The 26,203-nt window shown below is 39.6% G+C and carries 20 protein-coding genes, 4 tRNA genes and 5 pseudogenes; 7 read left to right on the top strand and 22 right to left on the bottom strand.

The genetic code is table 11. The features are described from left to right. Positions 1-56: 56 nt before the first annotated feature. The 7 genes and pseudogenes from E3U36_RS04425 to E3U36_RS04395 form a co-directional block, all read right to left on the bottom strand. Positions 57-452 (bottom strand): fimbrial biogenesis chaperone, encoded by a 396-nt coding sequence (locus E3U36_RS04425; protein ID WP_180817225.1) that lies wholly within the window; start codon positions 450-452, stop codon positions 57-59. A gap of 65 nt (positions 453-517) precedes the next feature. After that, positions 518-1,441 (bottom strand): IS5 family transposase, encoded by a 924-nt coding sequence (locus E3U36_RS04420; RefSeq protein WP_180817224.1) that lies wholly within the window; start codon positions 1,439-1,441, stop codon positions 518-520. Between the two features lie 75 nt (positions 1,442-1,516). Further along, positions 1,517-1,822: pseudogene (locus tag E3U36_RS04415) on the bottom strand (HAD-IIB family hydrolase); the annotation flags it as partial. A 17-nt stretch (positions 1,823-1,839) separates the two neighbouring features. Beyond that, a complete protein-coding gene (gene pldB, locus E3U36_RS04410; protein WP_180817531.1) occupies positions 1,840-2,835 on the bottom strand; it encodes a lysophospholipase L2 in 996 nt (331 codons plus the stop codon). Between the two features lie 14 nt (positions 2,836-2,849). Next, positions 2,850-4,388, bottom strand: a pseudogene (recQ, locus tag E3U36_RS04405) (DNA helicase RecQ); the annotation flags it as partial. Positions 4,389-4,440: 52 nt separating this feature from the next. Next, positions 4,441-5,364 (bottom strand): IS5 family transposase, encoded by a 924-nt coding sequence (locus E3U36_RS04400; RefSeq protein ID WP_180817222.1) that lies wholly within the window; start codon positions 5,362-5,364, stop codon positions 4,441-4,443. Positions 5,365-5,491: 127 nt separating this feature from the next. Continuing rightward, positions 5,492-5,746: pseudogene (locus E3U36_RS04395) on the bottom strand (DEAD/DEAH box helicase); the annotation flags it as partial. 577 nt (positions 5,747-6,323) lie between these two features. Here E3U36_RS04395 and E3U36_RS12515 point away from each other — a divergent pair. After that, a complete protein-coding gene (locus tag E3U36_RS12515; protein ID WP_238337511.1) occupies positions 6,324-6,467 on the top strand; it encodes a hotdog family protein in 144 nt (47 codons plus the stop codon). 120 nt (positions 6,468-6,587) lie between these two features. Here E3U36_RS12515 and E3U36_RS04385 read toward each other — a convergent pair. Continuing rightward, positions 6,588-6,704, bottom strand: a pseudogene (locus E3U36_RS04385) (CorA family divalent cation transporter); the annotation flags it as partial. A 75-nt stretch (positions 6,705-6,779) separates the two neighbouring features. On the opposite strand from E3U36_RS04385, the gene E3U36_RS04380 reads away from it, so the two are divergent. Continuing rightward, a complete protein-coding gene (locus tag E3U36_RS04380) occupies positions 6,780-7,703 on the top strand; it encodes an IS5 family transposase (RefSeq protein ID WP_180816122.1) in 924 nt (307 codons plus the stop codon). 56 nt (positions 7,704-7,759) lie between these two features. Here E3U36_RS04380 and corA read toward each other — a convergent pair. From corA to lptM, 7 genes and pseudogenes are all read right to left on the bottom strand, one after another. Further along, positions 7,760-8,602 (bottom strand): annotated as a pseudogene (gene corA, locus E3U36_RS04375) (magnesium/cobalt transporter CorA); the annotation flags it as partial. A gap of 84 nt (positions 8,603-8,686) precedes the next feature. Then, a complete protein-coding gene (gene uvrD, locus E3U36_RS04370; protein ID WP_500784358.1) occupies positions 8,687-10,849 on the bottom strand; it encodes a DNA helicase II in 2,163 nt (720 codons plus the stop codon). Positions 10,850-10,913: 64 nt separating this feature from the next. Beyond that, positions 10,914-11,630: a 5-amino-6-(5-phospho-D-ribitylamino)uracil phosphatase YigB gene (gene yigB, locus E3U36_RS04365; RefSeq protein WP_180817219.1), complete on the bottom strand. Its 717-nt coding sequence runs from the start codon at positions 11,628-11,630 to the stop codon at positions 10,914-10,916. After that, a complete protein-coding gene (gene xerC / locus E3U36_RS04360) occupies positions 11,631-12,545 on the bottom strand; it encodes a tyrosine recombinase XerC (RefSeq protein ID WP_180817218.1) in 915 nt (304 codons plus the stop codon). Then, a complete protein-coding gene (locus E3U36_RS04355) occupies positions 12,542-13,234 on the bottom strand; it encodes a DUF484 domain-containing protein (RefSeq protein WP_180817217.1) in 693 nt (230 codons plus the stop codon). The genes xerC and E3U36_RS04355 overlap by 4 nt, the downstream gene beginning before the upstream one ends. Before the next feature lie 28 nt (positions 13,235-13,262). Then, a complete protein-coding gene (gene dapF / locus E3U36_RS04350) occupies positions 13,263-14,087 on the bottom strand; it encodes a diaminopimelate epimerase (protein ID WP_180817216.1) in 825 nt (274 codons plus the stop codon). Positions 14,088-14,104: 17 nt separating this feature from the next. Further along, positions 14,105-14,308: an LPS translocon maturation chaperone LptM gene (lptM, locus tag E3U36_RS04345; protein WP_180817215.1), complete on the bottom strand. Its 204-nt coding sequence runs from the start codon at positions 14,306-14,308 to the stop codon at positions 14,105-14,107. Between the two features lie 85 nt (positions 14,309-14,393). Here lptM and cyaY point away from each other — a divergent pair, with 85 nt between their 5' ends. Beyond that, positions 14,394-14,717, top strand: a complete 324-nt coding sequence (cyaY, locus tag E3U36_RS04340) for an iron donor protein CyaY (RefSeq protein ID WP_180817214.1) — start codon at positions 14,394-14,396, stop codon at positions 14,715-14,717. A 30-nt stretch (positions 14,718-14,747) separates the two neighbouring features. Here the strand turns inward: cyaY and E3U36_RS04335 are convergent, their stop codons facing one another. Next, a complete protein-coding gene (locus E3U36_RS04335; RefSeq protein WP_180817213.1) occupies positions 14,748-17,315 on the bottom strand; it encodes a class I adenylate cyclase in 2,568 nt (855 codons plus the stop codon). Between the two features lie 555 nt (positions 17,316-17,870). On the opposite strand from E3U36_RS04335, the gene hemC reads away from it, so the two are divergent. Genes hemC through hemY form a run of 4 tightly spaced genes read left to right on the top strand, consistent with a single transcriptional unit; the run spans position 17,871 to position 22,002 of the window. Then, positions 17,871-18,797, top strand: a complete 927-nt coding sequence (gene hemC / locus E3U36_RS04330; RefSeq protein ID WP_180817212.1) for a hydroxymethylbilane synthase — start codon at positions 17,871-17,873, stop codon at positions 18,795-18,797. An 11-nt stretch (positions 18,798-18,808) separates the two neighbouring features. After that, positions 18,809-19,546 (top strand): uroporphyrinogen-III synthase, encoded by a 738-nt coding sequence (gene hemD / locus E3U36_RS04325; protein ID WP_180817211.1) that lies wholly within the window; start codon positions 18,809-18,811, stop codon positions 19,544-19,546. Positions 19,547-19,567: 21 nt separating this feature from the next. After that, complete coding sequence (gene hemX, locus E3U36_RS04320; RefSeq protein ID WP_180817210.1) at positions 19,568-20,812, top strand: uroporphyrinogen-III C-methyltransferase; 1,245 nt, start codon at positions 19,568-19,570, stop codon at positions 20,810-20,812. Continuing rightward, positions 20,809-22,002, top strand: a complete 1,194-nt coding sequence (hemY, locus tag E3U36_RS04315; protein ID WP_180817209.1) for a protoheme IX biogenesis protein HemY — start codon at positions 20,809-20,811, stop codon at positions 22,000-22,002. The genes hemX and hemY overlap by 4 nt, the downstream gene beginning before the upstream one ends. 1,187 nt (positions 22,003-23,189) lie before the next feature. Here hemY and E3U36_RS04310 read toward each other — a convergent pair. The 6 genes from E3U36_RS04310 to wecG all read right to left on the bottom strand — a co-directional run bounded on the left by E3U36_RS04310 (position 23,190) and on the right by wecG (position 26,189). Next, positions 23,190-23,266, bottom strand: a tRNA-Pro gene (locus tag E3U36_RS04310). 57 nt (positions 23,267-23,323) lie between these two features. After that, positions 23,324-23,410 (bottom strand) — tRNA-Leu (locus E3U36_RS04305). A gap of 19 nt (positions 23,411-23,429) precedes the next feature. Beyond that, positions 23,430-23,505 (bottom strand) — tRNA-His (locus E3U36_RS04300). Between the two features lie 73 nt (positions 23,506-23,578). After that, positions 23,579-23,655: transfer RNA gene (locus tag E3U36_RS04295), tRNA-Arg, on the bottom strand. A 153-nt stretch (positions 23,656-23,808) separates the two neighbouring features. After that, positions 23,809-25,185 carry a bifunctional threonine/serine APC transporter ThrP gene (thrP, locus tag E3U36_RS04290; RefSeq protein ID WP_180817208.1) on the bottom strand — a complete coding sequence of 459 codons (1,377 nt, stop codon included), beginning with the start codon at positions 25,183-25,185 and terminating at the stop codon, positions 23,809-23,811. A gap of 266 nt (positions 25,186-25,451) precedes the next feature. Then, positions 25,452-26,189, bottom strand: coding sequence for a lipopolysaccharide N-acetylmannosaminouronosyltransferase (gene wecG / locus E3U36_RS04285; RefSeq protein WP_180817207.1), 738 nt, complete (start codon positions 26,187-26,189; stop codon positions 25,452-25,454). Between the last annotated feature and the right edge of the window lie 14 nt (positions 26,190-26,203).

Below are 26,203 nucleotides of genomic sequence, written 5' to 3'. Positions count from 1 at the left end.
CGATAATCGCATTTAGCAGTAGTTAGCTTAAATAACGAAATACCAGCCGTTTAATATTATTTGATTTTTTTCACTTGATTAACAAATTTACCCTCATCATTAATATATTCCAACAAAATCTCATTACCTAAAATAGTATGACTTTTATTTTCCACGGTTTGTTGTGAGAAAGGTGAGAGCATAACAGTTTTAGATAAAATATTATTTTTATTTGTCGGGTTATAAAATGCAGCCAGAGTAAAAAAATGGCCGGTTGGGTTATCAATAACAACTGATCCTCCAGCCTTACTTATTTTTATATGCTCAATGACACTCTGTGACGTTTGGCTAATATTTTGTGGTCGATAAAACAGTTTAATTCGTGTTCTTAGTGCTAACTGTAAAATATTATCCGTTTTTAAACTATCGGGTTTTGGCGCAATATCCAGCACATTAAGATAAAATTTAGTCATAAGAAAATAGGCTTTGTTGAATAAATCAGAATTAGCCGACAGGATGGCTCCCTCTGCTACAGCTGTTATCCGATCCTGACGCTGTGTGGCATACCCAACAACGTCATACGGTTCAGCGCTTTGACCATCGCCATTGCTTCACCTACCTGAGCCTCATAGTCACGCAGCCTCAGATGGCCACCCAGCAAAGTTTTTATGCGGAACATCGCTGTTTCTGCCACTGAACGCCGGTGATAACCCACTTTCTTTTTCCACATATCATTACTCCTGCTCAGACGCTGATTCGCCACCGCATGGTTACGTTCATGGTACTTGTCCGGCCAGTATTTCGCTCCGCTTCGCGGCGGGATAAGGGGCCTGATTTTCTTTCTTAGCAACGCGTCTTGGCAGTAACAGGCGTCATAAGCACCGTCTGCTAACACTTCCCTGATTTTCCGGTGGGTTTGGTTAATCAGGCCCGGCAGTGCCTGCGCATCTGTCGTTCCGCTGAGCGATAAGTCGGCACAGATAATCTCATGAGTCACACTGTCTGCTGCCAGATGAAGCTTGCGCCACACTCTTCGTCTGTCAGCCCCATGCTGCCTGACTTTCCATTCACCTTCGCCAAAGACCTTCAGACCGGTACTGTCGATGACCAGATGCGAGATTTCACCACGCGTTGGCGTTTTTATGCTGATGTTGACGCTCTTTGCTCGTCTGCTGACCAGCGAGTAGTCCGGACAGCACAGCGGCAAAGACATGAGTTTAAAAATCGAATCAACGAAGCCCTGTAATGCCCGGAGCGACAGGTTAAACACACGCTTCATCATCAGGACAGTGGTAACAGCCATATCGCTGTAGTAAAGCGGCCGGCCACGACCTTCAGGCGAAGAACTGTCAGTCCATCCAGCGATGGCCGACTCATCAAGCCAGACCGTCAGGGAACCGCGTTGTCTGAGTGCCTTGTTGTACGCGGGCCAGTTGGTAATTTTAAACTTTTGCTTTGCCATGGGGACCTGATGTTGAAACGAATTTAGCGATCAGCTCCGCCAATCACCTAAAAGTTCGATTTATTCAACAAAGCCAATATTTGGATGATCAAACTCCATTAAACAGAGCTCATGAACAATATCAGGATCAAGATTATGCGTTAAAATCAGCTCTCCATTGGTGTTATGTACCCTAGCGCCATTAGATGTAATCATATAAGCATTAATCCCTAACCCATTACGGATCTGATCAACATCAATATAGTGGCGACCCGTAGCAAAAATGAAATGAATATTTTTTTCTGCTAATAATTTTAACGTTTCTTTTGTATAAAGGGGTAAAGTGTGGTCAGGAGACAGTAAAGTACCATCTAAATCTGAAGCAACAACAGAATACGTCATTGTTTTTCCTTGGTTAATCAATGTTGATCAAAAAAATCAAAAATTGCATTAAGTGCCATAGCACGTAATGCATCGTTTTCAAATAATATTTCATGGTCTGCTCCTTCAATAATTAAAGGTAGCTTTTCCTCTCTTCCCATCTGCATTTTTTGCCGAGCGACACAAAATCTCTGGATGTCCCGATTACTAACGACCTTATCTTCACTCGCTTCTAATACCATCAGCGGAACCGCAATATCTGCCGCTTTTTCAATTAAGCTATCACCAAACTGCAGACTCTCCCCAATCCAATGATAAGTTGGACCACCAAGACGTAATTCAGGATAATCGGCATAATAACGTAAATAACGCCGATAACGTTCATAACTATGGGTCAATACATTAATAATAAAGGGTAATGGCTGCCATTTACCGGTTGATACTGCATAATCATCACGGGTGTTGGATCTCGCCTCAGCACATTGAATGATAAAATGTGCCAACCAACGTGAAACCGGTAAATTAATGCCTATCATTGGAGCACATAAAACCGCAGCATTAAATGTCAGACTATCTCTCAGCAAATAACCCGCAAGAATAGCCCCTCCCATTGAATGGGATAGTGCATAACAACGTGAATAGTGTCGTGACTTGATCTCAAGAGAAATAAAAGATTCAAAATCATCAATATAATCAGTAAATTTTTCGACGTGCCCCTTTTGCGGATCGGCCAACATTCTTCCCGAAAGGCCTTGTCCACGATGATCTATGATAAAAATATCATAACCAAGATGATAAAGATCATAAGCGACTTCAGGATATTTTACATAGCTTTCACTACGCCCTGGCAAAATAACAATCGCTTTATCATGCTGAGCAGAACAAATTTTTACATAACGAATAGGAATATTATCAACGCCAATAAATTCTGCTTCATCATGCATCTTCCAAAAATCTAAAAGCGGACCATTAGCAAACGCTAAAAACTGAGATTCACGTGTCAGCCAACTCGCTTTTAGCATGTCAGGCGTCATAATTACTCCTAAACTCATTCAAAATCTGCCAGATGATCGCGAATCAATGTCATAAATGCCTCACCAAATCGTGCTAATTTTCTTTGACCTACACCATTAATCAACAGTAGTTCATTCGGCCCGACAGGGCATCGCTCCGCCATCTCTATTAAAGTGGCATCGTTAAAAACCACAAAAGGTGGAATATTTTCTTCATTAGCAATCACTTTTCTTAATTGACGTAATTTAGCAAATAATTTTTTATCATAATGACCTTGGTAGTTTTTATTTTGCTGATTACGGCTTTTTTTCGATAAAACTCTAGCAACAGCCAATTGTAATGGTACCTCGCATCGCAATATCGGCCTAGCTGCTTCTGTCAATTGTAATGCTGAAAAATGAGCAATATTTTGGTTCACTAAACCCATATGAATAAGTTGCCGACACACACTCACCAAATGCTCATGACTCTGTTCTTTACCCAAGCCATAAACTGGCAACTTATCATGATCAAATTCACGTATACGTTGATGATTTGCGCCGCGCAAAATGTCAACAATATAGCCGATACCAAAACGCTGCCCTGTCAGATAAATACAAGAAAGTACTTTCTGAGCATCAATTAGGCCATCATACCGTTTCGGTGGATCTAAACAGATATCGCAGTTACCACCAGGTTGCTGCCGATTTTCACCAAAATAATTTAACAATACTAGACTGCGACAGGTTTGTGTCTCGGCAAAAGCACTCATGGCATTTATTTTATGCCGCTCAATCTCTTGTAATTTTCCGGCAGGCTTTTCCGCCAAACAACGACGCAACCAAGATAAATCAGCGGGATCATAAAATAAAATGGCTTCTGCAGCTAAGCCATCGCGTCCAGCTCTACCGGTTTCTTGATAATAAGATTCTATATTACGGGTAATATCAAAATGGACGACAAAACGGACATTAGATTTATTAATTCCCATACCAAATGCCACCGTTGCAACCACCACTTGAAAGTCATCTTTTTGAAAAGCATCCTGTACTTTTGCGCGTTGTGTATTATCAAGACCCGCATGATAGGCCGCCGCACTCAAACCCCGTTTATACAATCGCTCAGCTGTCTCTTCAACTTTACTACGGCTATTGCAATAAACAATACCGCTGTTACCCTTTTGTCCTTTAATAAAAAACCAAAGCTGATCAAGAGGCTTGTATTTTTCTACTAAAGTATAACGAATATTAGGTCGATCGAAGCTACTGATATGGACAAGTGGTTCACACAGTTCAAGCCCGTCAATAATATCATTACGCGTTGTTTGATCGGCAGTAGCCGTTAAGGCAATAACTGGTAACTTTGGAAAACGACGCCGCAATTGCCCTAATACTCGATATTCAGGGCGAAAATCATGTCCCCACTGTGAAATACAATAAGCTTCATCGACAGCCAATAAAACCGGATTTAATTTCGACAATTGATCAAGAAAATTATCCATAACCAACCGCTCTGGGGCAATATAAAGTAATTTTATGTTGCCTTGCCGACAATGCTCAATTACCTGCTTTTGCTGTTGCCCGGTTTGGCGGCTTTGTTGAATAAATCAGAATTAGCCGCCAGGATGGCTCCCTCTGCTACAGCTGTTATCCGATCCTGACGCTGTGTGGCATACCCAACAACGTCATACGGTTCAGCGCTTTGACCATCGCCATTGCTTCACCTACCTGAGCCTCATAGTCACGCAGCCTCAGATGGCCACCCAGCAAAGTTTTTATGCGGAACATCGCTGTTTCTGCCACTGAACGCCGTTGATAACCCACTTTCTTTTTCCACATATCATTACTCCTGCTCAGACGCTGATTCGCCACCGCATGGTTACGTTCATGGTACTTGTCCGGCCAGTATTTCGCTCCGCTTCGCGGCGGGATAAGGGGCCTGATTTTCTTTCTTAGCAACGCATCTTGGCAGTAATAGGCGTCATAAGCACCGTCTGCTGACACTTCCCTGATTTTCCGGTGGTTTTGGTTAATCAGGCCCGGCAGTGCCTGCGCATCTGTCGTTCCGCTGAGCGATAAGTCGGCACAGATAATCTCATGATTCACACTGTCTGCTGCCAGATGAAGCTTGCGCCACACTCTTCGTCTGTCAGCCCCATGCTGCCTGACTTTCCATTCACCTTCGCCAAAGACCTTCAGACCGGTACTGTCGATGACCAGATGCGAGATTTCACCACGCGTTGGCGTTTTTATGCTGATGTTGACGCTCTTTGCTCGTCTGCTGACCAGCGAGTAGTCCGGACAGCACAGCGGCAAAGACATGAGTTTAAAAATCGAATCAACGAAGCCCTGTAATGCCCGGAGCGACAGGTTAAACACACGCTTCATCATCAGGACAGTGGTAACAGCCATATCGCTGTAGTAAAGCGGCCGGCCACGACCTTCAGGCGAAGAACTGTCAGTCCATCCAGCGATGGCCGACTCATCAAGCCAGACCGTCAGGGAACCGCGTTGTCTGAGTGCCTTGTTGTACGCGGGCCAGTTGGTAATTTTAAACTTTTGCTTTGCCATGGGGACCTGATGTTGAAACGAATTTAGCGATCAGCTTCGCCAATCACCTAAAAGTTCGATTTATTCAACAAAGCCCGGTTTGGCTTGAATTAAGATAACTGGCTTCAATACCATACTGAGAAAGCTAATCAACTTGATCTTTCATTAATGAAATCAGTGGAGACACTACTATGGTTAAGCCAGGTAAAATTAAAGCGGGTATTTGATAACAGAGAGATTTTCCTCCGCCGGTTGGCATAACGACCAAACAATCTTGATTTGTAAGTATAGTATTAATAATTTGTTCTTGGCCTGGCCGAAATTGCTGATAACCAAAAATCTGCTGTAACACTTGCCGAGCCGGGGATGTAATATTGATAATTTCCGCAGTAGACACTGGTATCCTTAATAAACGTGACTAATCAATTTTGATAAAAAGCGGTAAATAAATATATGCTACCTGACTCTGATAAGAATTACAGCATCCTATTAATTTCCGCTATAAAATAAAGAGGTTAGAAGAAAAAAGTCACTATTTATTATGCCAAATAACCATTTATTTTTACCTATTCATAAAGCATAATCATAGAAAAATTGCCAACCTTTGCATAATAACAATCGTTGATTAACATAATATCTAATAATTAAGAGAATATTTATGAATAAGCCTGCCCTTACATTGGACGATGCACAGAAACTATAATTGGAAAATATCTTCAAATGCAATTCAACCAATTATTAGGTCTTGAGTTGTTATTCTTTGATAACACCCAGATCAAGTTAATTTTTAACAACAACTCACAATTGATAGGAAACTTTGAACAACAAATCCTACATGGTGGTGCAATTGCTGAAGTGTTAGATGTTGCTAGCAGTGTAATTTGCTTTTGTAATGCATTAAGTCGAATAACTTCATTGTCAAAAGAAGCGCTCAAATACCGTTTATCAGCCTTTGCGACCATCAATTTAAATATAATTACTTGCGTCCAGGTCGTGGTAAAAAATTTATTGCAAATGGAAAAATCATTCGCACTGGTAATAAGATTTCTGTTGACCGGGCCGAATTGCATAATAACGAAAATAAACATATCGCAACAGGCATAGCCACTTGTTTCATGGGTTAAATATAAATAATCAAGCTAAGACCATAATAAAAATCTATTTTAAATAAACGCTATATGAAGCTTATGTTATTAAGCTGGCCTTTCTACTTTACTCAAGTTATCTTTATTTATCTGATAAATTCAAAGCCAATTCTTACGTTTAAAATAAAGATAAGGTGCCAGCCCGGCAATAATCATCAATATAATTGCTGCCGGATAGCCAAAACGCCAGCCTAATTCAGGCATAAATTCAAAATTGGCTTTGTTGAATAAATCGAACTTTTAGGTGATTGGCGGAGCTGATCGCTAAATTCGTTTCAACATCAGGTCCCCATGGCAAAGCAAAAGTTTAAAATTACCAACTGGCCCGCGTACAACAAGGCACTCAGACAACGCGGTTCCCTGACGGTATGGCTTGATGAGTCGGCCATCGCTGGATGGACTGACAGTTCTTCGCCTGAAGGTCGTGGCCGGCCGCTTTACTACAGCGATATGGCTGTTACCACTGTCCTGATGATGAAGCGTGTGTTTAACCTGTCGCTACGGGCATTACAGGGCTTCGTTGATTCGATTTTTAAACTCATGTCTTTGCCGCTGTGCTGTCCGGACTACTCGCTGGTCAGCAGACGAGCAAAGAGCGTCAACATCAGCATAAAAACGCCAACGCGTGGTGAAATCTCGCATCTGGTCATCGACAGTACCGGTCTGAAGGTCTTTGGCGAAGGTGAATGGAAAGTCAGGCAGCATGGGGCTGACAGACGAAGAGTGTGGCGCAAGCTTCATCTGGCAGCAGACAGTGTGAATCATGAGATTATCTGTGCCGACTTATCGCTCAGCGGAACGACAGATGCGCAGGCACTGCCGGGCCTGATTAACCAAACCCACCGGAAAATCAGGGAAGTGTCAGCAGACGGTGCTTATGACGCCTGTTACTGCCACGACGCGTTGCTAAGAAAGAAAATCAGGCCCCTTATCCCGCCGCGAAGCGGAGCGAAATACTGGCCGGACAAGTACCATGAACGTAACCATGCGGTGGCGAATCAGCGTCTGAGCAGGAGTAATGATATGTGGAAAAAGAAAGTGGGTTATCACCGGCGTTCAGTGGCAGAAACAGCGATGTTCCGCATAAAAACTTTGCTGGGTGGCCATCTGAGGCTGCGTGACTATGAGGCTCAGGTAGGTGAAGCAATGGCGATGGTCAAAGCGCTGAACCGTATGACGTTGTTGGGTATGCCACACAGCGTCAGGATCGGATAACAGCTGTAGCAGAGGGAGCCATCCTGGCGGCTAATTCTGATTTATTCAACAAAGCCTTCAAAATTCATACCGTAACTGGACGCCACCAGCGTCGGCGGTAAAAAGACCACAGAAACAACGGAGAAAATTTTAATAATTCGACTCTGCTCAATATTAATAAAACCCATTGCCGCTTGCATAAGAAAATTTACTTTTTGAAATAGTGATTCATTATGAGGTAGCAGTGATTCAATATCACGTAAAATGTCTCTCGCTTGCTCTAATTGACCTGCCGGCAATCTTGCTCGGCGGATCAAAAAATTTAATGCTCGTTGACTATCCATCAAACACAACCGCACTTTCCAGCCAATATCTTCTTATTCCGCTAAATTAGAAAGTGCGCTATCGAGTTCATCACCTTGTTTGCCTTCCAAAATAATCCTGCTTAACGATTCCAATACGCTATAAATATTTTCTATTACATCAGCAAGTTGTTCAATTTTGGTTTCAAATAAATCTAAAAATAATTCATAAGCATTAGCATCGATCAGCTTTTGACTTCTTGAACGCATACGATACAAACGAAAAGCCGGCAGATCACTCTCCCGTAAGGTATATAAACGGCCATCACGAAAAGTGAAAGCAACCGTCGAATTACTAACATGTTCATCACTATCTTGATAATAAAAAAATGAATGAATATGTAAACCATCCTCATCCTCAAAAAAACGAGCCGATGCTTCAATATCGGTTAATTAAAATGAGGTTACTAATAATTGTTTCAATTCAGTTTGCACTGTTTGCCGTTCTTTTTCATCAGGCTCCATTAAATCAACCCATACCGCATCGGTTAGTTTTTCACCTTCATCAAGCTCAAGGCGAGACAAACGGTGGTTGTCTAATTTAAATGCCAGCAGCATATTATGGCGCCTCCTTCAGAACCCCAAATAGCAAAATAATAGCCAGTTAATTAGTAACAAAAATTCCCATACTTCAAGCATTCTTTATTGCAACTCTAATTTAGCATAAGCTGCAACCAACCATTTGATCCCTTCGCCCTGAAAAGCTATCTGCAAGCGGCAACGCTCACCATCACCTTCCAAATTAATAATAGTTCCTTCACCAAACTTAGGATGACGAACCCGTTGGCCTAATGCATAGCCACTATCATTTCGATTAATTGGGGTACCAAGTCGCTGATGACTAATAGGGCGAGAAACCGTTGCACGCAAACGGACTTCTTCAATACATTCAGTCGGTAATTCGGAAATAAAACGCGAAGGACGATGGTAGACTTCTTTACCATATAATCGACGGCTTTCCGCATAAGTCAGCGTCAATTTCTCCATCGCTCGTGTCAATCCAACATAAGCCAATCGCCTTTCTTCTGCCAGCCCTCCGCTATCTTCCGCACTCCTTTGGCTTGGAAACATACCTTCTTCCATACCAACAATAAAAACCAATGGAAATTCTAAACCTTTTGCCGAATGTAGAGTCATTAACTGAACGGCATCTTGATGTAACTCCGCCTGCCCTTCACCGGATTCCAACGCAGCATGAGACAAAAATGCTTGCAGTGGCATTAAATCTTGATCTTCTTCTTGATAACTAAATTGACGAGTAGCAGTGACTAACTCCTCAAGGTTTTCAATCCGCGCTTGCGCTTTTTCGCCTTTTTCTTGCTGGTACATCGACCGCAGACCTGAGTCGCGGATCACGCGATCAGTTTGAACATGTAACGGCATATCCGTCGTTTCTTTAGCTAATGCATCAATTAGCTCAAGAAACCGTTCAATCGCCCCGGCCGCCCGACCTCCAAGTACTTTTTCAGCTAATAAATATTCACAACTTTCCCAAAGCGTGAGTTGTTTTTCACGCGCGGCCTGACGAACAGTGTCTAAAGTTCGTTCGCCGATACCTCGAGTTGGTGTATTAACAACTCGCTCAAATGATGCATCATCATTACGGTTAGCAACCAAACGTAAATAAGAGAGCGCATCTTTAATTTCCTGTCGCTCAAAAAAGCGTTGGCCACCATAAATACGATAAGGCATTGAAGACTGTAATAAGGCTTCTTCAAGCACTCGTGATTGTGCATTGCTGCGATAAAGAATTGCGCACTGCTTTAAAGAGCCACCTTTCTCATGCAATTGTTTAATGCGACTAACAACATAACGCGCTTCATCTAACTCGTTGAAGCCACAATAAAGCGAAATAGGTTCACCATCAGCCCCTTCTGTCCAGAGATTTTTTCCTAACCGGTTATTATTATTGGCAATCAGTGCATTAGCCGACTGCAAAATATTGTTAGTCGAACGATAATTCTGTTCTAGCCGAATAGTTTCCGCCGCCGGAAAATCTTGCAAGAAACGTTGAATATTTTCTACCTGTGCGCCACGCCAACCATAAATTGACTGATCGTCATCACCAACAATCATCACCTTGCCAGTATCACCGGCCAAAATACGTATCCAGGCATACTGGATACTGTTGGTATCTTGAAATTCATCAACCAGAATATTGGTAAAACTTTCACGATAATGTTGTAGTATATGCGGTTTCTTCAGCCACATTTCATGGGCACGCAATAAAAGTTCAGCAAAATCAACTAATCCAGCCCGATCACACGCTTCCTGATAAGCCTGATAAACTCGCAGCCACGTCGCCTCTGTTGGATTGCCATAACTTTCAATATGCTGTGGCCGCAAGCCTTCATCTTTTTTTGCATTGATGTACCACATAGCCTGACGTGGTGGCCACTTACTCTCATCCAGATTGATGGCCTTGATAATTCTACGCAATAAACGATATTGATCATCACTATCTAAGATTTGGAAATCTTGCGGTAAATTGGCATCCAAATAGTGAGCCCGCAATATACGATGCGCCAGGCCATGAAAAGTTCCTACCCACATACCGCCTTGATCGCTACCTAATAACGCATTAATACGATGACGCATTTCAGCCGCTGCTTTATTGGTAAATGTCACCGCCATAATCGAGAAAGGCGAAACCTTATCAAACGTCAGTAACCAGGCAATTCGATGAACCAGTACCCGTGTTTTACCACTACCTGCGCCAGCAAGTATTAACATATTCGTTCGAGGATCAGCAACAGCTTCTCGTTGCTTATTATTTAAGTTTTCAAGTAAATATGAGGCGTTCATGGTTACCATTAAATTAAGAGAGCAGTCAATAAATCACTACTGTGTTTTTAACCAGATGAGAAGATTATATCAGCGCAATGAGTGAAGCTAAACCGGTGATCTCAATATGAGGTAATATGTCATTCTCATTGGTGGCTAGTAAGTTGCTACTATTAGTATTGATCCAACAAGCTTGCATGCCACTGTGTAAAGCACCTTGAATATCGGTTGTTAAATCATCACCGACATGTAAAACTTTATCCACTACAATATTAAATTTCTGCGCAGCAAGATAATACATATCACTAAACGGTTTAGCGCGTCCATCTGGTCCCGCTTTTAAAAAAAATTGAAAATAATCGCCTAATCCACAAGCATACGGATCTGCATTGCCATTAGTAATAACCGCTAGTGGGAATTTTTCGGCTAAGGTAGACAAGATTTTATGGGTCACGTCTGGGACTAGGATTTGACTACGCCAATAAGAAAAGTGTGCCATTATATCGTCAGCACCACCAGCAGATCCTTCTAGATCGTAACCATACTGACAAAGTAACGCCTTGACTGCTAACCAACGCCACTGTGTAACATCATGATAAATTTTAGGATATTGATTAACAATTAACGTTTGATAGTTTTTCAAATCGGCAAATTGAAGTTTATTAAAGCGATCGTCATAGCAACGAATAAAATTTAATAATTCCTGTTCAGTTTTAGCAATAACAGGGCGATTATCATACAGTGTATCATCCAAATCAAAGGTAATCGCTGCAATAGAAGTTAATTGCCGATAAACATGCATTCAAGGTTTCTCCCTTTTTGCCCTTGGATGAGCCACATCATAAACCTTGGCTAACTGCTGAAAATCTAGTTGAGTATAAACTTGAGTGGTAGAAAGATTAGCATGTCCTAGTAACTCTTGAACTGCCCTTAAATCGCCACTTGATTCCAGGATATGAGTGGCAAAAGAGTGACGAAGTTTATGAGGATGAATATGACTTCTAACCTTCTGACGAATTCCCCATAATGCAAAACGCTTTTGTACATTCCGAGCGGAAATACGTTGTCCTCTTTGGATTGAGATAAAAACAGCTTTGTCTTGCTTAACATATTGCTGGCGCATCTCAAGCCAACGGATTAACCATTCTACAGCAATACGTCCTAATGGTATCTTCCGTTCTTTACTACCTTTTCCCATAACCCAAACTTCACCATTAGGTAAATCCAGATGTTGGCAATTCAAATTAACCAGTTCCGATAAACGCAATCCTGCGCCATACATCACTTCCAACATAGTTCTATCACGTACGGATAGCGGATCTGCTAAATCAATATTTAACAACTGATTGACTTCATCTACATCGATATTTTTTGGTAAATGGAGTTTATTTTTCGGCGTTCTAACGGTTTTAGCTGGATTAGCGGTTAATATGCCCTGCTCAACTAACCAATTTAAAAAACTTCTTAATGACGAAAGACGTAAAGCGAGAGTCGCTGCCTGTGATCCTTGTCGGCGACATTTTGCAACCATCATACGAACATGTGATGTTTCTAATTGCGTCCAATCATTGATGTTCATATTTATAGCCATGTCCATTAACATGACTAATTGGCGTTGATAATGAATAACCGTCACGGGGCTTAGCTGCCGTTCTACACGTAAGTAACGCAAAAAGTCGTCAATTCGCTGCTGCAAGCTTTGCCGTGTTGAATTCATGCACGAGTTACCCAGCGTAACAGCAAATCGGGCAATAATTTGGCTAAGTGGTCAAGCATTGTCGTTCCCATCCCTTTTTGATAATGCTGAGTATCGCGGCTACTAAAAATCACCATCCCTAAATTACCATAAAGACCTAATAAAGAAATAGCCACCGAACCGACATGATTTGCATCTGGCATTAATAATAATATTTCTGGATTATTTAACGTACCAAGATAATGATTTTTTTCACCAAATCGATGAATACGAACAGGCTCAAATGCCTGACGAGAAATCATAACTTTTTGCGCATCCATTGGTATGCCTAGCTGCCAACAATCACTAAACAAGCGAATATAAGCACCGCTCAAACCAAAACTTCTTGACCAGGCATATAAATGTCGCTGAAAATCGGCAAAATCATCTGCCGTTGATAGCTGAATAACCAATTTTAACAGTCGATTAAATAGTATTTCATTATTGCGCGCCTGCTCAACCAATAGTTGCATATCCTGTTCCAGATTTTGGATATAAACTCGTTGACGTTTCATCGACCATTCAACTAATGAAACCGGATGAGGAACCCGTATCTGTTCAACAGCAGCAGCATTGCGAATAAAAAAATGAGGATTGCTGTTTAGATATTTTACGACTGTCTGATCATCTAACAGAGGTTGAGGATCAACTGCTGCTTCTTTTTTATCCATAATAAAAGACCTCTTAACCAAACAAAACTTAGAAATGAATAACACCATCATAAACATGTGTCGCAGGGCCTGTCATCAACAGTGGATTACCAAGTCCATTCCAACGAATTTTTAGCATGCCACCAGGTAAATCAACAAGGACATTTTTTTTTAATAAACCCTGCTGAATACCTATAGCAACAGCAGCACAGGCACCACTTCCACAAGCCTGTGTTTCTCCTACACCACGTTCATGTACACGTAATCGAATGTGTTCATGATCAATAACCTGCATAAATCCTATATTAGCTCGCTCAGGAAAACGTTCATGCTTTTCAAGCATCGACCCTAATAAAGCAACTTCAGCCGTGTCAATATTTTCAACCTGTAATACACAATGAGGGTTGCCGATAGAAACCACGCCACATAATATTGTTTGTTGCTGAGTTCTAATTATATAAGTTTTCTCAGCTTTTTGCGCTTTAAATGGTACTTTATTTGGCTCAAACTCAGGAACTCCCATATTGACACAAACATCTTCATTTTCTGCTACTGATAATGTCAACCTGCCAGATTGAGTACTTACCTTGATATCGCGTTTATTGGTCAGTTTTTTAAGGCGAACAAAACGAGCAAAACAACGGGCACCATTACCACATTGAGCCACTTCACTACCATCGGCATTAAAAATACGATAATGAAAATCAAGATCGGGATCATAAGGTGCTTCAACAACTAAAAGCTGATCAAATCCAATTCCCTTATGTCGATCTGATAAACGACAAATAAGTTCAGGAGAAAAATAAACATTCTGAGTAACGGCATCTACCACCATAAAATCGTTACCCAAACCATGCATTTTGGAGAATTGCATTTTCTACTCCATCTTAATCAATTGGCTATTTTATCATTACTCGATTTTTGCAATGTTTCGGTCTGTATCGATTGATGTTCTGTCTCTTTAGACGATATCGTACTTTCAGTCTTTTGCTCCGCTGTTGCTTTTGCTGGAAAATAGAGTGGCCCTTTCAAACCACAAGCAGAAAGTAAGGTTAAAAATATCGATGTCATAAATAGCCAAAGTAATTTTTTCATTATGTTAACGCCTGCATGTTTAAATCATTATCCTTTATAATCTATAATCGCAGTTAGGCGTAGAAAAGCAAATAGGAAATTGACGATGACAGACACAGAATTTCATCAACTGGTTGATAAAGTGATGAATAAAATAGAAGAACAACTTGATCAGTATGATGGTAATAATGATATCGATTGCGAAACCCATGGCGGTATTATGACACTAACCTTCGAAAATGATAGTAAAATTATTATCAACCGCCAAGAACCACTCCATCAAATATGGCTAGCTACACGGTCAGGTGGTTACCACTTTAACTATAAAACAGACAATTGGTATTGTACTTGCAGTAATAAAAATTTTATCCAAATATTAGCCTATGCTATTAGTGAACAAAGTGGTGAACCATTTTCATTGGATCTCTAACTGCGAAAAAACAAATATCATTCTTTATTATTAATGTATAGAAAAACTAATACCTGATTCTTCTCGACAGACATTCTCATTGAACGGTGAGTTTGAAAATGAGCCAGACAAATAAGGAATGACTTGATTTTTATCTTCTACTTTTATTATCTGATAAAATTGCGGTAAATTGAAATTGACTAAACTTGCACGGTAGGTAGAACGATAATGTGAGGATGAGTAAAAACGGCTAACATCCCTAACAAGTTCTTCTTTGTTTCCTTCACAGTGTGAATAAATTTCCACCCGGTTTTTTTCATCTAAAATATAGATATTAAAACCATGATTCTCTTCTGTATCCTCAAAGAAGAATTGTACAATCCCTTCACTGGCATAACCATCAACAACTAAAGGTAAATGATAAGTTTCTTTGATATCCAATTTTATCGGCAAACCATGTAATTTATTATTAGAGATTGCACCATAAAATTCGACTGCATTTTCCAATTTCTGCACTGAAACATTCAAACGCTCAAAAAATAATCCCCAAGTCTTACCTGCAATACGTAGTGCCTTAAAACGTCCTGAGTCATTACAACTGCTTGATAGACGTAATTCAATACATTCTGAAACCAGCTGTTGAACACGTGTACAGATCAACCCTCTCATATGTTGGCTATAGCAGAAAACTTCAACCACATCTGGCAGTTCAGCATCTTGATGCATTTTGCCCAGGATCGTTTTTAATGCTTCCAACATAGATTGCTCACCGGAGAAATGCAGTGTTCTTACCTCATTCCAAGAGTTACGATACAGTAGATCAATACTACTCACTAAGCATTGCGGTGGATCACCAAAACTGAATATGTCTAATTTACGTAAATCAAAATGAATAATTTGATCAGAAAACACCGCTGTCGGATCTGTCTCTAAATTAACAATAATGGCTAAATGGCGAATTTCACAGGGACTATATAAAGCTTTTGGTGTGGGTGCTAGTAATCGAATAGGAAAATTTGTGGTTATATCATTAATAAATTGATGTAATTTATTCTCATCACATTGTGAACCACCATTATGAATATAAATATGGGATTGTTCTGTCAATAAACCATTGAAGTAAGTCCATGCCACTAATTTACTAAGATAACGGTTATATTCTAAAGGTTGGTGTCCAATGATAGAATCAATAGTTGGCGCCTTATTATATAAGTACCAACCACTGCGATTGGCGCGCCCAGCAGGAACATAAATAAAAGTGAGATGACTTTCAGATAGATCTGGTGAAATTTGCGGATTAACTAAAGTGACTTTGCCAGGTAATACTTCAAAGGCGGCATACAATTTCCTCGTCAACACACCAATATCTTGTGGGCTTGCACTAATCCGTAAATTATTACGACGAGCAAAGCGAATAAGATTACGATAACTTTGCATCATGGTGTCAAGTAATTCATTATGTGCATCTCGAACCTGCGCTATTTTCCAATAATTTCGTTTGTCGAGGAAGTTTAATCGCTCTGTATTCCACTCCCATGAAGTAACAAGCTGTGATAACACCTGCCTGCGCCAAATACCACTCACCGAGGTACTATTTTCATCAGACAATTTTTCACAAACTTTGAGGTAAAAACAGCGACGAATCAAATCAAGGCGTTTAAAATCACCGATTTTCATTAAATAACGGGTAACGCGTTCTAACATTAAACAATAGGCATCCAGACCATAGGAAACAATTTCCCCGGCATGCAAACGTTTCTTAAATTCCATTGCCAGCAACATACCATGCGGATAATTCCAGGAATAAGCTTCCAGTAAAATACTTTTCAGCACCGCTTTATAAGGAGAATCAACACTTTTATACAATTGCCACAAGCTAGCACCAAAATACTCTTCAGCCGATAATTCACCTAAGCCGCCTAAATCCAACCACTCATTTGGCGTTAATACTCCCCGCGCGTACAAAAATAAAACATATTCATCATAATTGGCTTCTTCTTCTGCGGGTACCATCATCCATAGCAAACGTTTCCCAGCCATACGAACCGCTGTACGATAAAATTCATCCAATAGCAATATATGTTGTGTTGTTCCGCAATCTTCATCGCTCAAACTACCACTCGTATGGTGGCGAAAACGATTTTCATCAATTAAAAAGAAAGTAACATCTATACCAAGCGAGGACGCCCATTGCTCAATTAACGTACATTTTTTTTGTAGCAGTTGTCTTTCTTCTTGATCTAACCATGATTGATGACATACCCAAATATCTAAATCAGAAACATCACTTTGCCCGATTGATGATGTACTTCCCATGGAATAAATACCTGTAATAGGCAATTCACCATTGGTTTGTTGTGAAGATAGTTCACAAAAAAGATATGCCTCAAAATGCTTTAACCAATTAATTTGCTGAGCATCAGGCGCAAAAAAACAGACACCAGCAGGTACATTACCTTCTATATAACCAGGTAACATGGGATGATGATAATTTAATAAAACTGGCAGCAATCCATATACATGCTTGAACGCTTCATTCATAGAAGATGATGCTCGTTCCAGTCGTAATTGATTGATTGCATCCAATCTTTGCTTTAGTGTCTCAATATAAAGATACAAAAGTTTTGCCTGAATTAACTTTAAAAAATAAATAACCTTAACTCAGCCATTGGTTCCTTGGGTATTGGGGAACGATAACAGCGATAAGCTTTTTGAATAGGTTGCTAGAAACGTGATCAATTTAACATTTTGTACCAAAAGGGTAAAGTACATTACACCTACATTAACTGTTTATTTTTCACACTATATGCTTTCCATTCTTTTACCTAAAAAATCTTTTTCGTTTCTAAGAATTTCAAATAGATGATCTGTATAAAAAAAGGAAACAATTGGTTAAATTTTCTTATCAAACTTTTATAATTACCTCCATTAATAAATATTCAGATAAATATAAAAAAATTAATTGAATATGTATTTATTTGCTTTAATCCAATAACAAAAAATCACGTTGCAACTGTTGTAAACCACTTTTTCCTGTTTACAAATTGAACTATGCATTAGCTATATTTATTAAGTGTTCAACTACAACTGGAAAAACACTTACCAAAATGTTAAAACTGTCTACCTTTCCTTTATAATTCACTCATAATCTAATTACCTAAGAAAAATAAAAATATGTCAACACAAACACTGCGTATCGCAACAAGGAAAAGTCCATTAGCAATGTGGCAAGCGATTTTCATAAAAACACAATTAGAAAAGCATCATCCAACACTAACGATTGAACTTATTCCCATGAGTACTCAAGGTGATATCCTACTTGATACTCCCTTGGCTAAAATTGGTGGCAAAGGACTTTTTGTCAAAGAATTAGAAAATGCACTACTAAAAAACCGAGCTGATATTGCTGTTCATTCTATAAAAGATATTCACGCAACTTTTCCTAATAACTTAGGATTAATGGCTATTTGCCAGAGAGGAGATCCTCGTGATGCTTTTGTATCCAATCAGTACGATTCCCTTGATGCGCTTCCAGCTGGGAGTATTATAGGAACATCAAGCCTACGCCGCCAATGCCAACTACGTCATACTTATCCCCACTTGGTTATTCGAGATCTGCGTGGTAATGTCGGAACACGGTTGAGTAAATTAGATAATGGTGAATACGATGGTATTATTCTTGCTGCAGCTGGCTTAAAACGTCTAAGTTTAGAAACACGCATACGTATGCCACTGCCACCAGAGCAGTCATTACCAGCAGTTGGGCAAGGCGCAATTGGTATTGAATGCCGTCTAGATGACTATCACACACAACATTTTCTAGCGTCATTACATCATCATGATACTGCTATCTGTATTCAAGCAGAACGAGCCGTCAACAATCGATTGGAAGGTGGCTGCCAAGTCCCAATAGGTAGTTATGCTATTTGGCAAAATAAACAAATTTGGCTTAGAGCGCTAGTTGGTGCACCCGATGGTAGTCAAATTATTCGTGCAGAAAGATATTTTACCCCTGAAGACGCTCAACAAGCGAGTATTGAACTTGCGGAGGAGTTACTCAATAAAGGTGCCAAACGAATTCTTAACAAAATTTCGCCATGAGCATTTTCTCGATGAGTATATTGGTCACCAGACCAAACCCCAGCGGTGAAAAACTTGTTCAACGTATTAGGTCATTAGGAAAAATGGCATTTCATGCTCCTCTGATTGAAATTATGCCAGGTAATGAACTAGCCCTTCTGCCGACTAAATTAGCCAGGCTAACTAATGGTGATCAGGTTTTTTTCTTATCGCCAAATGCGGTATGGCATGCTAATTCAGCACTTTATTTAGCAGGACGAAAATGGCCTGATACGCTATCCTATTATGGTATAGGGCACTCAACAGCATCGACTTTTCACCGATTAACTAATTTGCCTATTCAACTATCTCAAGCTGGTGAAACTAGTGAGACATTAATTGGATTACCTGATTTACAATCAATATTAGGCAAAAAATCTTTGTTATTGCGGGGTAACGGTGGACGTGAACTACTCGCCGCAACGTTAAAATCGCGCGGAAGTCATATTGATTATTGTGAGTGTTATCAACGTCAACCAATAAAATATGATCGACAAACTTTCCAGTTTCAATGGCGGCAGGCAAATATTAAAACAATTATTGTTACCAGTGGCGAAATGTTACATTTATTATTTAACTTAATTACAGATGATGTTAAACCTTGGTTGCTTTCTCGCCACTTGATTATTGTCAGTGAACGTTTGGCCAGTACTGCTTACCAATTAGGATGGCAATCAGTCAAAGTAGCCAAAAGTGCTAATAATGATGCTTTAATTCAGGCATTAATGTAAACCGATATTGAGATATTAATTATGACGGAACAGAATAAACCGAATGAGGTGAATGAAAACCCATCAAATGCCTCAAAAACAGCAACGCAATCTACCGCCAAAAATGGTAACCCCCATAGGCAAAAGCGTTCTGGTCTGTTTGGTAGTATAATTACTATCGTTCTTATTATCATACTCGGTGGTGGCTTCTATTATTATCTTCATCTAAAACATCAACAAATAGTCAATGAAAGCAGTGAATTACAACAACAAATAAATGAATTACTACGTCAACAAGAAACAGAAAAACAGCAAATTAACCAATTGGTTGAATCCCAGCGTATTAGCCAGTTAGATAAAAAAGAATATGAGCAACAACTTGAACAACGCGTCGAAGAATTACAAGCACAAATCACAACACTTTCAAGTACAGATGTGAAACGCTGGTTACTTGCCCAAGCTGATTTCTTAGCCAAAATGGCTGGCCGAAAACTTTGGAATGACTATGATCCCGTTACTGCGATTGCCTTATTAAAAAGTGCTGATGCAAGTCTAGCAGAAATGAATGATCCTAATTTAATTGAGATCCGAAAAACGCTTAATAATGATATCAGTGGGCTATCAGCCATTACCCAAATTGATTATGACGGAATTATTTTAAAGCTTAATCAACTGAGCAGTGATATCGATAATTTACGCATAAATGATAGTGCTCCAGATGGTAACCCCATGGATGAGGATAGCACGGAACTTTCCAATAATATTGCTGATTGGAAACAAAATCTTAGTCAAAGTTGGAAAAGTTTTAGTAAAAATTTTATTACTATTCGTCGTAGGGATTCTCATGAAACTCCTTTAATTGCACCAAATCAGGACATTTACCTACGCGCCAATATTCGAGCACAACTACTTATTGCCGCCCAAGCCGTACCTCGTCATCAAGCGCAAATTTATAAACAATCTTTAGAGCCAGTTTCAACCTGGATTCGAATTTACTTTAATACCAACGACGCGGCAACAAAAGCCTTCCTTACCGAAGTCGATAAACTGATTGATCAACCGATTACAATGGATATTCCCAGCGAGTTAAAAAGTTTACTACTACTCGATAAAGCGTTGCAAAAACGTATTCAAGGGCAAATCCCTTCTTCTCCAACACCGAAACCGCAAAAAACGCAACCAACCAACGAAAAGAGAACAAATCATGACATAAAAATAGTTCCCCCTGCTACAACAGAAGAAGCGGTAAAACCTAGCAATAAAACCGCCCAGGAGGGAACGGCATGATAAAAGTACTGATCCTGTTTATTGTACTGATTGCTGGCATCATTATTGGTCCCATTGTCGCCGGGCACCAAGGTTATGTACTGATCCAAACCAACAACTACGATATTGAAACCAGTGTAACCGGTTTAGTCATCTGTTTTATTATTTTACAATTTATTTTCTGTTTGCTTGGCTGGTGCTATCGTCGTATTCGCGGTACCTCATCATTTACCCATAATTGGCTAAAAGGCCGTAAATATCATAAAGCGCACAGTCAAACACAAAAAGCATTACTAAAATTAGCGGAAGGTGATTTTTCACAAGTCGAAAAACTACTGACAGGTCATGCTGACTATGCAGAACAACCGGTTGTTAACTATCTGCTGGCAGCAGAAGCCGCTCAACAACGTGGTGATGAGTATCGTACCAATCAATATCTTGAGCGCGCAGCAGAAGTCGCGGGTAACCATCAACTTCCTGTTGATATTACACGCTTGCGTATACAACTTGCTGAAGGTAAAATTCATGCAGCACGCCACGGTGTTGATAAATTACTGGATCAGGCACCACGACACCCTGAAGTCTTAAGAATGGCAGAACAAGCCTATCAACGTTCAGGAGCTTATCAAGCGCTTATTGAACTTGTGCCTATTATGCAAAAAGAAAAGTTATATAGTGCAGAAGAGATCGATAAATTAAGTAAAGACGCCTATAAAGGTTTGATTAATCAATATATGGCTGAAGGTGGCAGCGAAAATTTAAAAGATTGGTGGCAGTCTCAAGGACGTAAAATACGTCATGATCCGGTACTACAATCGATCGTTGCTGCTCGCCTTATTGAATGCGACGATAGCGAAGCAGCAGAAAAAATTATTATTACAGGCTTAAAACAACAATATGATGAGCATCTTTTATTGCTGGTTCCTCGTTTACAAATTAGCGATAGCAAAGCAATGAATAAAATCCTGACCAATCTAATAAAACAGTCAGGTGGTGCCACTCCCTTACTAAATAGTACATTAGGTCAACTTGCATTACAGCATGGCGAATGGCAAGAAGCGGAAAAATATTTTAAGTCTGCTTTAGCACAACGTCATGATGCTCACGACTTTGCTTGGCTTGCTGATGCTTTAGATAAACAACATAAAGTGGAAGAAGCAGCACAAATTCGCCAACATGGCTTATTTTTTTCATTAAAGCATGAAAATTGATGACTCCCTATTCTCTATTGTTTGGATTCCGCCTCTAACTTATGGAGGCTTTTTTTACCTTTATCGATTGATTTGACATTTTTAACGTAAAACATTTGGATCAAATAGCATCAATAATACTATTTAATAATTACCTGTTGAATAAAATTTTAGCTTTGCTAAATAATTAACAAAATCAAAAAACACCTATCAAAAGATAGGTGTCAAAATACAATCAGATCTACAGACGGATTGTGCCTCACTCAACGTTGCGGCCGGTTGGTGATGGATATGATATTATGCATCGATAACGTGGACAATAGGCACATCAAATTGGCTCTGCGTCATCCAATAGGTTATGAAGCTGAAAGCTATCACAAGAAGCAGGATGAGCATCTACACTCTATCTTAGAGCATAATTCATGCCAAATATTACTTTTTACTCAAAGATAATATTTTTGCGCCCATTATTGAATAAATATTCACCAATTAACTATTGTTTGCCTTTTAACAAAATAATTTTATTTACTTTAATTGCCACAATTCACGATACACATTATCAAACTGTCTCTTATTAGAGACGTTATAGCAATATTTATATTTTTTCTTTATTTTTCATGAAATAAAATGTCTCTATATTGAGACATTGATTACTAGCTTTGTTGTTAAAACACGCCAAACTTTTAAAAATAGATAAAAAACAAAATCTTAAATACAATTATGCTATTTTTTCGCTATAAAAATGGGGAAGCCGATGTTGACAGATAACGCGTATAAACTAACTTATTCACACTTATTTGTTTACTAAATATAATGGTATAATTAGCATAGCGCTTTATTAGCCGCTTATTACGCTCTCTACTGGCTTCTCACTCCGACTTGCCACCCTTTGAGGCGTTAGGTGAAATCTCCACCAAGTAAAAACGCATTATTCTTCATCACACAATCACCGCATTTATACTATTTCGCCTTGATAATGAAAGTCTTGTAGTTTTTAGTCCATTCCGCTTGCTTGGCTGCGCCTGCTATGCATGAGCTCATGACTTACGCTACACGCTTACTCCCATATTTGGTCGCTGGCATGTAATTGCACTTCACTTAATTTGCTATGATACGCTTATGACAAAACTTTCACTCGCAGGAATGCGCCCATACTGGGCACACAAAAGAAAAAACCCTGCTATAAATTGCAGGGTTTCTTTAAAATTTGGTCGGCGAGAGAGGATTCGAACCTCCGACCCACTGGTCCCAAACCAGTTGCGCTACCAGGCTGCGCTACTCGCCGAAAAAAATCTCTATTTAACGATGTTTTTTATGTAATTTTTAAAACTTATTTATATTATGGTGCGAAAGGGGGGACTTGAACCCCCACATCCGTAAGGATACTAACACCTGAAGCTAGCGCGTCTACCAATTCCGACACCCTCGCAAACAGCATAAAACATATATGGGGTGACTAATGGGATTCGAACCCACGACAACCGGAATCACAATCCGGTGCTCTACCAACTGAGCTATAGCCACCATAAAATCTTTAAAAATTAAATTCATTGTATACAATATTAATCTACTACACCGTAGCAGAGCACGCATTAAATGGCGCGCCCGACAGGATTCGAACCTGAGACCTCTGCCTCCGGAGGGCAGCGCTCTATCCAGCTGAGCTACGGGCGCTTAACGCCGTTGCGGGTGAGGATAGTACGGATTTAATAGCATGCTGTCCAGTGATTTTTGAAATAAAAAGATTATTTGCTTATGCTTTATCCATTTCAATCATAAAATTAACCTTACCATCATTTTTCAATCAGTAAAACAGGTTATTGCTAATCATTTTTTCATTGTTTTATGACGGAAAAGACGATTCAAAAAATAGATCACAGAAACAATCAATAAAAACACGCCGCCAACAATTAATGATAAACGCGTATCTGGATTAATTGCCATGCCAACAAGTACACATGCCAAAAAAAACAGGGTCAAATAATTCACGTAAGGAAATAATACTGATTTGAAAGTATGTTGGGCTAATTGCTGTTGATGCACTTGCCGAAAACGCAATTGACTCAATAAAATAACAAACCAGGGTATCATTCCAGGTAATACACTTGCACTATAAACATATACAAAAACCGCTTGTGGATCAGGGATAATATAGTTGAGACCTGAGCCAACAATAAGGCATAAAATTGTTAGCATAAGACATCGTGCAGGCACACCATTTGCGGTCACTTTCAGTAAAGATTTTGGCAGTTGACCATTCTGTGCTAAAGCATAAATCATACGCCCGCCACTATACATGCCACTATTACAGCCTGATAATGCCGCTGTAAGTACCACAAAATTAATTACCGCAGCTGCCGATACAATACCTACTTTTGCAAACATTAGCACAAATGGACTACCATTTTGACCAATCTCTGTCCAAGGAAATAACGTTACAACAATAAAAATAGCACCGACATAAAAAATCAAAATTCGCCATAAAATATTATTAATAGCTTTCTTTAATGTGACCTGCGGATTTTTTGCTTCTCCCGCAGTAATACCAACTAATTCAACGCCTTGATAAGAGGCAACAACAATACACAGCGCAAATAAAAAGCCTTGCCAGCCACCGGCAAAAAACCCACCATGCTCAGTCAAATTGGCTAAACCAATCGGTTCAAAGTTATTGCCAATACCAACAAAAATCAACCCTAATCCAATCAAGATCATCACAATAATCGTGGTAACCTTAATCATAGCAAACCAGAATTCCAATTCACCGTACAAACGTACTGCGGCCAGATTAGCTAATGCAACAAGTACAACTGCAATCAACGCAACAATCCATTGTGGAACCTCAGGAAACCAGAATTCCGCGTAGACACCAATCGCTGTGATCTCTGATATACCAACAGCGACACACATGAACCAATAACCCCATGCCGTTAAACATCCCCAATAAGGGCTCAAATATTTATAACCAAACGAGGCAAAAGCGCCAGTAACAGGTTCAAGAAACAGCATTTCTCCCATTGAACGCATAATAAAAAAAACAAATAATCCAGCAACAATATAAGCCAGTAATACAGAAGGTCCTGCCCACTTTAACGTACTGGCAGAACCCATAAATAAACCAACACCAATTGTTCCACCTAATGCAATAAGTTCAATATGCATCGCTTCAAGGCCACGACTGAGACCTTGTTCCGGTTTCCCCATAGCAATTTCCTGCCCTTTCAATAATCACTTAATACCATATGACCTTCATGGTCAAAATGACAGATAATAGTGCCGTAATGAAAACATGTTTTTAATAATAACGAAATAAAAATTTATAAATGTAATCAAAATAGTGTTAATTGCTCAACAATGAAAAAACAGTTGTCAGCCCAAAACCCTATTTAAAAGAAGGCATAGCAGATGGAATTGAAATTTACTACTGTCAAAACGAACCTTTACGATAGAAATAATAAACAAATAAAAAACTACAGCTTGCCACTATAATAGTAACCCAGAAAGCGTAATAATTTTATCTGTCGTTTGATACGACTCGGTTGAGAAAGCAATCTATATAACCATTCCAATCCTAATTGTTGCCATAATTTAGGTGCTCGTTTTACATGTCCGGTAAAAACATCGTAAGTACCACCTATTCCCATATAAAGTGCATCTGGATATACTTGCCGGCAATCCCGGATAAAAATTTCTTGCCTTGGTGAACCCATTGCTACCGTAACAATTTTTGCTCCACTAGCCTTGATGCGCTCAAATAATATTTCACGTTGTTCCGGCTTAAAATAACCTTCCTGGCTATCAACAATATTCACCTGCCACTGAGTACGAAGCTTATTTTCAGTCTGTTTAAGAATTTCCGCTTTTCCACCAAGCAAAAACACAGGTACAGCTTTTTGACCTGCAATTGCCATCAATGCTTCCCACAAATCAGCACCCGCAATACGTGAAACTTTTGCTTGTGGGTATTTACGACGAATCGCTCTGACAATACTGATTCCATCAGCATAGAGATATTCTGCTTCAGCTAGCAACGCATTTAAATCACGTTCTTGCTCTGCAGTTAGGACTTTTTCCGCATTGATAGCTACCAATGTTCCATGCTTAACTTCTTGATCTGAAAATAGGTAATTAATGAAATGGGTTATATCATGAAAACCCCAAATAAGATGACCTCGAATATCATATTTCAGGATCACTTGTTGCTTCATACATTACTCCAGTA

This window comes from Arsenophonus endosymbiont of Aphis craccivora, assembly GCF_013460135.1.
GTDB lineage: Bacteria > Pseudomonadota > Gammaproteobacteria > Enterobacterales > Enterobacteriaceae > Arsenophonus > Arsenophonus nilaparvatae.
The sequence above is the reverse complement of the archived record's forward strand: the minus strand, read 5'-3'. Positions and strand labels throughout refer to the sequence as shown.